The sequence below is a fragment of the Micromonospora sp. ABR4_055 genome, from assembly GCF_056160425.1.
On record NZ_JBSWXD010000069.1, the window covers coordinates 24,830 to 32,799 of the forward strand.

Here is a 7,970-nt window from a genome sequence, read left to right on the forward strand (position 1 = left end):
CCGCCAGGCAAGGTGCCCAAGGTTTACGGAGGTCGCCGCGTGACGTACGTCGCTGGCGATCTGCGGGACCAGCTCGCCCACGTCGGGTCCGACGTGGTGCGTGCCGGTCTCGTCGTGGGCTCCGGTGGCAACCTGTCCGCCCGCCTGCCGGGCGGCGATGAATGCTGGGTAACCGCGTCCGGCACCTGGCTGGACCGGCTCGGCCCGGCATCGTTCGCCCGGGTGCGGATCGCGGACGGCTGCACCCTGCCCGACGAACCGCAGGTCCGGCCGACCAGTGAGCTGGCGCTGCATCTGGCGGTCTACCGTGCCCGCCCCGACGTCCGCGCCATCGTGCACCTGCACCCGCAGAGCATGCTGCTGCTGGACGCGCTCGGCGTACCGATCCGGCTGGTCACCACCGACCACGCCTTCTACCTGCGGCGCGTCGTCACCGTGCCGTTCGCGCCGCCCGGCGGACAGCGTCTCGCCCGAGCCGCCGCCGACGCGGCCGCCGACGGCACCAACTGCCTGATCCTGTCCCGGCACGGCTGCTCCGTACTGGCCGGATCGGTGGAGCTCGCCCACAAACGGGCGGTCAACCTGGAAGAGGCCGCCCGGCTCACCTACCGGGCACTGGCCGTCGGTCGGCTCGACGACCTGACGCCGCTGCCGGCCGACTACCTGGACCAGTTGCCGGACGCGGAGCACGGCACCGTCTGAACCCCTGGCACGGCATCGGCCACACCCGGCCGGCCGGGCTCAGTGGTGGGTCGGCAGCTGCGGCGACTCCTCCTGGGTGACATCGACCGCCGCGCGGCGCAGCCGACGCTGCTCCAGAACCACCATCGCGGTGACGATGGCGACCCCCAGCACCAGCAGCAACACCACCGACAGCACGTTGCCGCCAGGGGCGAGCAGCCCGCGCTCCTCGGTCTGCCACGGCCACAGCGCCCGCAAGCTGCCGACAATCACTCCGGTCATCACCGCCAGGGTCACCCGCCGGTGGTGCTCCAACAGGTACTGCAGCAGCTTTACGAACAGCGTCAACCCGACGAGCATGCCGACGGCAAAGACCGCCAGGTAGCCGAAGTCCCGGTCGTTGACCGCCTCGATGGTCGGCTCGTAGAGCCCGACGGTCAGCAGCAGGAACGACCCGGACACGCCCGGCAGCACCAGCGCGCAGACCGCGACCGCCGCAGCCAGCAGCACCACCACCGGGTTCGGGTCGATGCTGGCCGATGGCAGACCGGTCAGCACGAACGCCGCGACCCCGGCGGCGACCACCGCGAACACGTCCCGGCCGCGCCACGGCCGGCCGATCATCGAAACCGGCACCAGCACCGAGGCCAGCACCAGGCCGAAGAACAACCCTCGGGTCTGCTCTGGGTGCTCCTCCAGCATCGGCTCCAGCAGCCGGGCGGCGATCAGCAGACCGGGCAGCATGCCCAGCGCCAGCGGGATGATCACTCCCCAGTGCACCTGCCGGAACTGCTCCCGGCTGCGTGCCCAGCCCTGCTTGCGGGGCACGTCGGTGACCGCGTACCGGACCGCGCTGATCAGGTGCCCGGCCGAGGCGATGAGCCGCTCGTACACGCCGGTGACCAGGGCGATGGTCCCACCGCTGACTCCCGGGACGGCCTCTGCCACCCCGATCGCCGCCCCCCGGAACACATGGCCGACACGTTCGCGCACTGACATTTGCAGAACCATACCGGGCCAGTGTTCACAGTCGGGGGTCGACCGGTTCGGACTCGCAGGCGAGCACCGCGAAGACCAGCTCGTGTCGGCGCCACAGCGGTGCGCCGGCGGCCAGCAGATCCAGCGCGGCCAGACCGAGACCGTGTTCGCGCAGCGCCATCGACCGCTTGCGGCCCAACGATCGACGGCGCAGCGCGGCCAGCCGCTCCGGTTCGGTGTACTCCGGGCCGTAGATGATCCGCAGATACTCCCGGCCCCGGCACTTGACGCCAGGCTGCAGCAGCCGGCCGGTGCCGCTGCGGGCGGCCAGTCCGGCGTACGGCTTGACCACCATGCCCTCACCGCCGGCCGCCGTCAGCTCCGACCACCAGTCGGTGGCGTCGGCCACCGCCGCGTCGTCGGCCAGGTCGACCACCCGCCGTCGGGTGGTGGTGAACAGCTGTGGATCGGCCGCCACCAGCGCGTCCGCGCACTCCAGGTGCCAGCCGTGGTCCCGGCCGGCGGGCGAGTGGCCGGCTGCGGCCAGCACCGCGAACGGCGCCAACGTCACCGCGTCCGGGTCACCGACGTAGGCCCGGTAGGCGTCGGCGTACCGGTCGACGTCAACGGCCCGCCGGGCCAACCGGGCACGCAGTTGCCCGACCGGCAGGCCCCGACCGGCGGCGGCGTCGAGTACGTCCAACGCAGCGGGCAGCGCGGCCCGGCCGGCGGCGGCGACGCTGGCGTACTGGTCGCGGATCAGCCCGAGCGCCTTCGCCGACCAGGGCAGCAGCTCGCAGTCGAGCAGCAGCCAACCGGCCGGCCCGGCACCGGTGGCCAGCCGTTGCCACAGCCCGGCGGCCTCGGCCGCAGTCCGGATCCGGGACAGCAACGCGTCGGTCCGCTCACCTGAGGTGAAGAACGGCCGCCCGGTCCGGGTGTGCACCACCCCGCCGCCGTGGCCGAACAGCGGGTCGCCCGCCGGGTCGCGGCAGACCAGCACCACCGCCCGGGATCCCATGTGCTTCTCCTGGCAGACCACCCGGTCGACACCGGCGGCCCGGTAGTCGGCGAACGCCTCCGCCGGATGCTCCAGGAACCCGTCCCGGGTCGACGTCGAGCAGGGAGCCATGGTCGGCGGTAGCCAGACCAGCCACCGGGGATCCACCGCGAAACGACTCATCACCTCCAACGCGGCGGCCGCGTTCTCCGCCGGGACCGTCGTGGTCCCGTAGCCGTAGTCGATGTGCCGGCGGCCGGTGACGTCACGCAGGTCCAGCACGTCGTCGGGGCGGTCCGTCCCAGGTCCGGTGCCGTCGGCGGCACCCGGCTCGGCCGTCAGCGGCCGCATCGGCGGGTAGTACTCGCGGTCGGCCGGCACCGAGACGAGATCCCGCGACGGGTAGCGCAGCGCGGTCAGCCGGCCACCGAAGACGCAACCGGTGTCGATGCAGATGGTGTTGTTCACCCAGTCGGGGCGGGTAGTCGGGGTGTGCCCGTAGACCACGGTGGCGGCACCCCGGTAGTCGCGGGCCCACGGGTAGCGCACCGGCAGGCCGTACTCGTCGGTCTCACCGGTGGTCTCCCCGTACAGCGCGAAGCCGCGCACCCGGCCGGAAGCCCGGCCCTGGTATTCGGCCTTGAGCCCGGCGTGCGCCACCACCAGCGCACCGCCGTCGAGCCGGTAGTGGCTGACCAGGCCGTCGATGAACTTGACGACCTCGTCGGTGAACCCGGCCGGTTCGGCGGCCAGCTGCTCCAGGGTCTCGGCCAGCCCGTGCGACACGGTCACCTTGCGGCCCCGCAGCTTGCGCAGCAGCTTCTGCTCGTGGTTGCCGGGCACGCAGAGCGCGGTGCCGGCCCGCACCATCCCCATCACCAGGCGCAGCACGCCGGGCGAGTCCGGGCCGCGGTCGACCAGGTCACCGACGAAGACCGCGGTACGCCCCTGCGGGTGCCGGGCGTCGATCGGTCGGCCGGCGTCGTCGCGGTCGAGCGCCCAACCCAGCTTCGTCAGCAGCGCCTCCAGTTCGGCGCGGCAGCCGTGCACGTCACCGATGATGTCGAACGGCCCGGTCAGCTCCCGCCGGTCGTTGTACAGCCGGGTCAGCCGGATCTCGGCGGCGTCGATCTCGTCGGTGCCGCGCAGCACGAACACGTGCCGGAAGCCTTCCCGGGCCAGCCGGCCGACCGAGCGGCGCAGATCACGCTGCATCCGGGTGATCACGTGTCGGCCGAAGGCGCGGTCGACCCGGCCCTGGGTCCGTTCCCAGCAGAGCTGCTCGGGCACGTCGAGCACCACCGCGACCGGCAGTACGTCGTGTTCCCGGGCGACGGCGACGAGCCCGGCCCGGGCATGTTCCTGCAGGTTGGTGGCGTCGACCACAGTGAGCCGGCCAGCCCGCAGCCGCTTGCCGGCGACGTAGTGCAGCGCGTCGAAGGCGTCCGCCGACGCCGACTGGTCGTTCTCGTCGTCGGCGACCATTGCCCGGAAGGTGTCCGAGGAGAGCACCTGGGTGGCGGCGAAGTGCCGGCGGGCGAAGGTCGACTTGCCGGAGCCGGAGACACCGACCAGGGCGATCAGGGCGAGTTCGGGGATCTCCAGTACGGTCACCGGGCACCCCCGGCGCCCGCGCCGTTCGGGCCGGTGCTGTCCGGGCCGGCGTCGTCGCGGGTGAAGACCGCCAGTTGGGTCGGCGGCCCCACGTCCGGATCGACCTGGCCGACCGGCCGGAACCCGACCCGGTAGCCGTACGCCGCGGCGACCCGGCCGGCCCAGTCGGCGAACTCGGCGCGGGTCCACTCGAACCGGTGGTCCGGGTGCCGCAGCGCGCCCGCGGCGAGGCCTTCGTAGCGCACGTTGTACTCCACGTTCGGGGTGGTCACCAGCACGGTTGCGGGGCGGGCGTGGCCGAAGACCGCTTCGGCCAGCGCCGGCAGCCGGGGCGGGTCGAGGTGCTCGACGACTTCCATCAGTACGGCGGCGTCGTAGCCGCGCAGCCGGTCGTCGCGGTAGGTCAGCGCCGACTGCCACAGCCGTACCCGCTGCTGCTGGCGCGCCGGGAGCCGGTCCAGTCGCAGCCGCCGGGCGGCCAGCTCCAGCGCCCGGGCCGACACGTCGGTGCCGACGATCTCGGTGAACCGGGGCTGGGCGAGCAGTTCGGTCAGCAGTGCACCGCCGCCGCAGCCCAGGTCGAGCACCCGGGTGGCACCGGCCTCGGCCAGCGCGGTGAGCACGGCGGCCCGGCGGGTCGCTGCCAGCGGTCGCGGCCGGACCGCCGCCGGCAGCCCCGCGTCCTCGTCGGCACCCGGGTCGGCGTCGGCACCCGGGCCGGCGTCGGCCAGCCGCAGCTCGGCGGCCCGCGCCTCGGCGAGCCGGTCCTCGGCGCGTCGGGCGAGCACCCGGCGGTGGGCCAGGTAGCGCCGGGTGATCAACCGGCGTTCCGGGTGGCCGGCCAGCCAGCCCTCGCCGGCCCGGATCAGCTTGTCCAACTCGTCCGGGGCGATCCAGTAGTGCTTGGCGTCGTCCAGCACCGGCAGCAGCACATACAGGTGGTTGAGCGCGTCGGCGACCCGCAGCGTGCCGGTCAGGGTGAGGTCGACGTAGCGGCTGTCCCCCCACTGCGGGTAGCGCTCGTCCAGTGGGATGGGCCGGGCAGTCACCGTCCAGCCGAGCGGGCTGAACAGGCGCTCGGCGAGGGCGGCGCCGCCCCGGCAGCGCAGCACCGGCACCCGGATGGTCAACGGCAGGGCGGTGCCGGGCAGCTCGGGGCGGTCCCGGCTCTCACCGCGCAGCGCGGACCGGAACACCTTGGCGAGGGCGGCGGCGAGCAGGCTGGACGCGGCGTACGGCCGGTCGTTGACGTACTGGCCGAGGGTGAAGCTCTCCGGCATCGCGGCCGTGCGCCGGCCACGGCGCGGGCCGCCGGCGGCGAGCCGCGCCGGGTCGACGTCGAGCAGCAGCGCGGCGGTGCAGCGCTGCTCGGTGGCCTCCGGGTAGAACACGTGCGCCGTGCCGGTGGGTACGTCGAACGACTGCATCCGGTCCGGATGTTTGACCAGCAGGTAGCCGAGGTCGGTGGCGGGCCGGTGGGTCGTCGTCACGGTCATCAGCACCCGGGTGATGGTGCCAGCCGGCCGCCACCGGTCGACACCGGTCGACACCGGTTATCGCTGATGCGCGGTTTCCGTCTTATCGCGGATGCGTGGCGGCCGCTCCGACGCGGTCAACGGTCAGCGGTAGCCGTCGTCATCATCGAGGTCGACGATGCGGGACTGCTCGACCGCGTCCCAGTCGTCGACCTCCAGACCGCGGTGCACCTCGGGCTGCTGCTCGACCGGGTTGGCCACGACCGACTGCTCGACCGCGTCGTCGGCGGGCGCCTCCGGGTCACGTTCCTCGGGAGCGAGGTGGTCCCCTGGGGCGATGTCCTCGTCCGGGTAGGTCATGTCTCGCCTCCGTTCGTTCGTCCGTACCGGTGCTCCCACCACGGTACGGGTCAACCGGGGTGCCCGCCGACCACCGTCCAAGACAAGAGGCTTGTCCGTTTTTGTGGCGCAGTGGTTTACTCCGGGTGGCAGGATGGCAGTATGGGATTCCTGATCAGGCTCGCGGTCAACGCGGTCGCCCTGTGGATAACCACGCTGATCGTGCCCGGCATCGACGTCACCGGTGACACCGCGACCAACAACGCGCTGACCCTGGTCATCGTGGCGCTGATCTTCGGACTGGTCAACGCGGTCCTCAAACCGGTCATCAAGGTCGTCGGCTGTGTCTTCTACCTCCTCACCCTCGGCCTGTTCGCACTGGTCGTCAACGCCCTGCTCTTCCTGCTGACCGACTGGCTGGCGCAACAACTGGACCTGCCGTTCGCCATCGACGGGTTCTGGCCGGCATTCTGGGGAGCGATCGTCATGGCCGTCGTCGGCTGGCTGATCAGCCTGGTCATCCCCGACAAGTACGACCGCCGCTGACCGTGCCCACAGACAGGGCCGATGTCGCAGGCCCACAGACAGGGCCGATGTCGCCGGGGCAGTGCCGCTGCGGGATACTGCCTAGCGGAGGACAGCGCGGTCCAGCGCAGTGAGCTGAGCATGGAATCCGGCCCGTCGACGGGCCGAACCGGTACAAAGGAGCGTTCGAGATGCCCATCGCCTCTCCCGAGGTCTACGCCGAGATGCTTGACCGCGCCAAGGCCGGCGCGTTCGCGTACCCCGCCATCAACGTCACGTCCTCGCAGACCCTCAACGCCGCGCTGCAGGGCTTCGCCGAGGCGGAGAGCGACGGCATCATCCAGGTCTCCACCGGTGGTGCCGAGTACCTGTCCGGCCCGACCATCAAGGACATGGTCAGCGGCTCGCTGGCCTTCGCCGCCTTCGCCGAGGAGGTGGCCAAGAAGTACCCGGTCAACATTGCGCTGCACACCGACCACTGCCCGAAGGGCAAGCTCGACGGCTTCGTCCGCCCGCTGCTGGCCGCCTCCAAGGAGCGGGTCGCCGCCGGTGGCGCGCCGCTGTTCCAGTCGCACATGTGGGACGGCTCCGCCGTACCGCTGAAGGAGAACCTGGAGATCGCCACCGAGCTGCTGGCCGAGGCCGCCGCCGCCAAGGTCGTGCTGGAGATCGAGGTCGGCGTCGTCGGCGGCGAGGAGGACGGCGTCGTCGGTGCCATCGACGAGAAGCTGTACACCACCGTCGAGGACGGGCTGGCCATGGTCGAGGCGCTCGGTCTCGGCGAGAAGGGCCGCTACATGGCGGCGCTCACCTTCGGCAACGTGCACGGCGTCTACAAGCCGGGCAACGTCAAGCTGCGGCCGGAGATCCTCAAGGAGATCCAGGACGCGGTCGGCGCCAAGTACGGCAAGGAGAAGCCGCTCAGCCTGGTCTTCCACGGCGGCTCCGGCTCGCTGCTGGAGGAGATCCGGGCCGCGCTGGACTACGGCGTGGTGAAGATGAACATCGACACCGACACCCAGTACGCCTTCACCCGCCCGGTCGTCACCCACATGTTCACCAAGTACGACGGGGTGCTGAAGATCGACGGCGAGGTCGGCGACAAGAAGTCGTACGACCCCCGGGCCTGGGGCAAGGCGGCCGAGGCCGGGATGGCCAAGCGGGTCGTCGACGCCTGCGAGCACCTGCGCTCCACCGGCACCACGCTGGCCAAGTAACACCCACCGAACCACTCGCCGGGGGGGGGGGGGGGGGGGGGGGGGGGGGGGGGGGGGGGGGGGGGGGGGGGGGGGAAAAGGAGGGGGGGGGGGGGGGGGGGGGGGGGGGTGGGCGGGGGGTTTTTTGGTTTTGCATGACTT

The 7,970-nt window shown here is 72.1% G+C and carries 7 protein-coding genes; 3 read left to right on the forward strand and 4 right to left on the reverse strand.

Annotated elements, in window-relative coordinates; translation table 11 throughout:
* Positions 1-39: 39 nt before the first annotated feature.
* Positions 40-702 (forward strand): class II aldolase/adducin family protein, encoded by a 663-nt coding sequence (locus ACXAHD_RS17195; RefSeq protein ID WP_281552459.1) that lies wholly within the window; start codon positions 40-42, stop codon positions 700-702.
* Between the two features lie 39 nt (positions 703-741).
* Here ACXAHD_RS17195 and ACXAHD_RS17200 read toward each other — a convergent pair whose 3' ends face one another.
* From ACXAHD_RS17200 to ACXAHD_RS17215, 4 genes are all read right to left on the reverse strand, one after another.
* Positions 742-1,680 carry a DUF368 domain-containing protein gene (locus ACXAHD_RS17200; protein WP_281552460.1) on the reverse strand — a complete coding sequence of 313 codons (939 nt, stop codon included), beginning with the start codon at positions 1,678-1,680 and terminating at the stop codon, positions 742-744.
* Between the two features lie 25 nt (positions 1,681-1,705).
* Positions 1,706-4,273 carry a polynucleotide kinase-phosphatase gene (locus tag ACXAHD_RS17205; RefSeq protein WP_475051663.1) on the reverse strand — a complete coding sequence of 856 codons (2,568 nt, stop codon included), beginning with the start codon at positions 4,271-4,273 and terminating at the stop codon, positions 1,706-1,708.
* On the reverse strand, positions 4,270-5,775 hold the full coding sequence (locus tag ACXAHD_RS17210; RefSeq protein WP_289213668.1) for a 3' terminal RNA ribose 2'-O-methyltransferase Hen1: 1,506 nt from the start codon (positions 5,773-5,775) through the stop codon (positions 4,270-4,272). The genes ACXAHD_RS17205 and ACXAHD_RS17210 overlap by 4 nt, the downstream gene beginning before the upstream one ends.
* Positions 5,776-5,892: 117 nt before the next feature.
* Positions 5,893-6,108 (reverse strand): hypothetical protein, encoded by a 216-nt coding sequence (locus ACXAHD_RS17215; RefSeq protein WP_123606506.1) that lies wholly within the window; start codon positions 6,106-6,108, stop codon positions 5,893-5,895.
* A gap of 141 nt (positions 6,109-6,249) precedes the next feature.
* Between ACXAHD_RS17215 and ACXAHD_RS17220 the strand changes: the two genes are divergently transcribed.
* Entirely contained in the window at positions 6,250-6,633 is a 384-nt protein-coding gene (locus ACXAHD_RS17220) for a phage holin family protein (protein ID WP_123606505.1), read from the forward strand.
* A gap of 170 nt (positions 6,634-6,803) precedes the next feature.
* Positions 6,804-7,829 carry a class II fructose-bisphosphate aldolase gene (fbaA, locus tag ACXAHD_RS17225; protein ID WP_281552461.1) on the forward strand — a complete coding sequence of 342 codons (1,026 nt, stop codon included), beginning with the start codon at positions 6,804-6,806 and terminating at the stop codon, positions 7,827-7,829.
* Positions 7,830-7,970: the final 141 nt, after the last annotated feature.

What these genes read in the sequence shown, in the direction of transcription:
- ACXAHD_RS17200 (WP_281552460.1), bottom strand. Translation starts at nt 1,680, where the DNA reads ATGTCAGTGCGCGAACGTGTCGGCCATGTGTTCCGGGGGGCGGCGATC.
- ACXAHD_RS17215 (WP_123606506.1), bottom strand. Translation starts at nt 6,108, where the DNA reads ATGACCTACCCGGACGAGGACATCGCCCCAGGGGACCACCTCGCTCCC.
- ACXAHD_RS17220 (WP_123606505.1), top strand. Translation starts at nt 6,250, where the DNA reads ATGGGATTCCTGATCAGGCTCGCGGTCAACGCGGTCGCCCTGTGGATA.
- fbaA (WP_281552461.1), top strand. Translation starts at nt 6,804, where the DNA reads ATGCCCATCGCCTCTCCCGAGGTCTACGCCGAGATGCTTGACCGCGCC.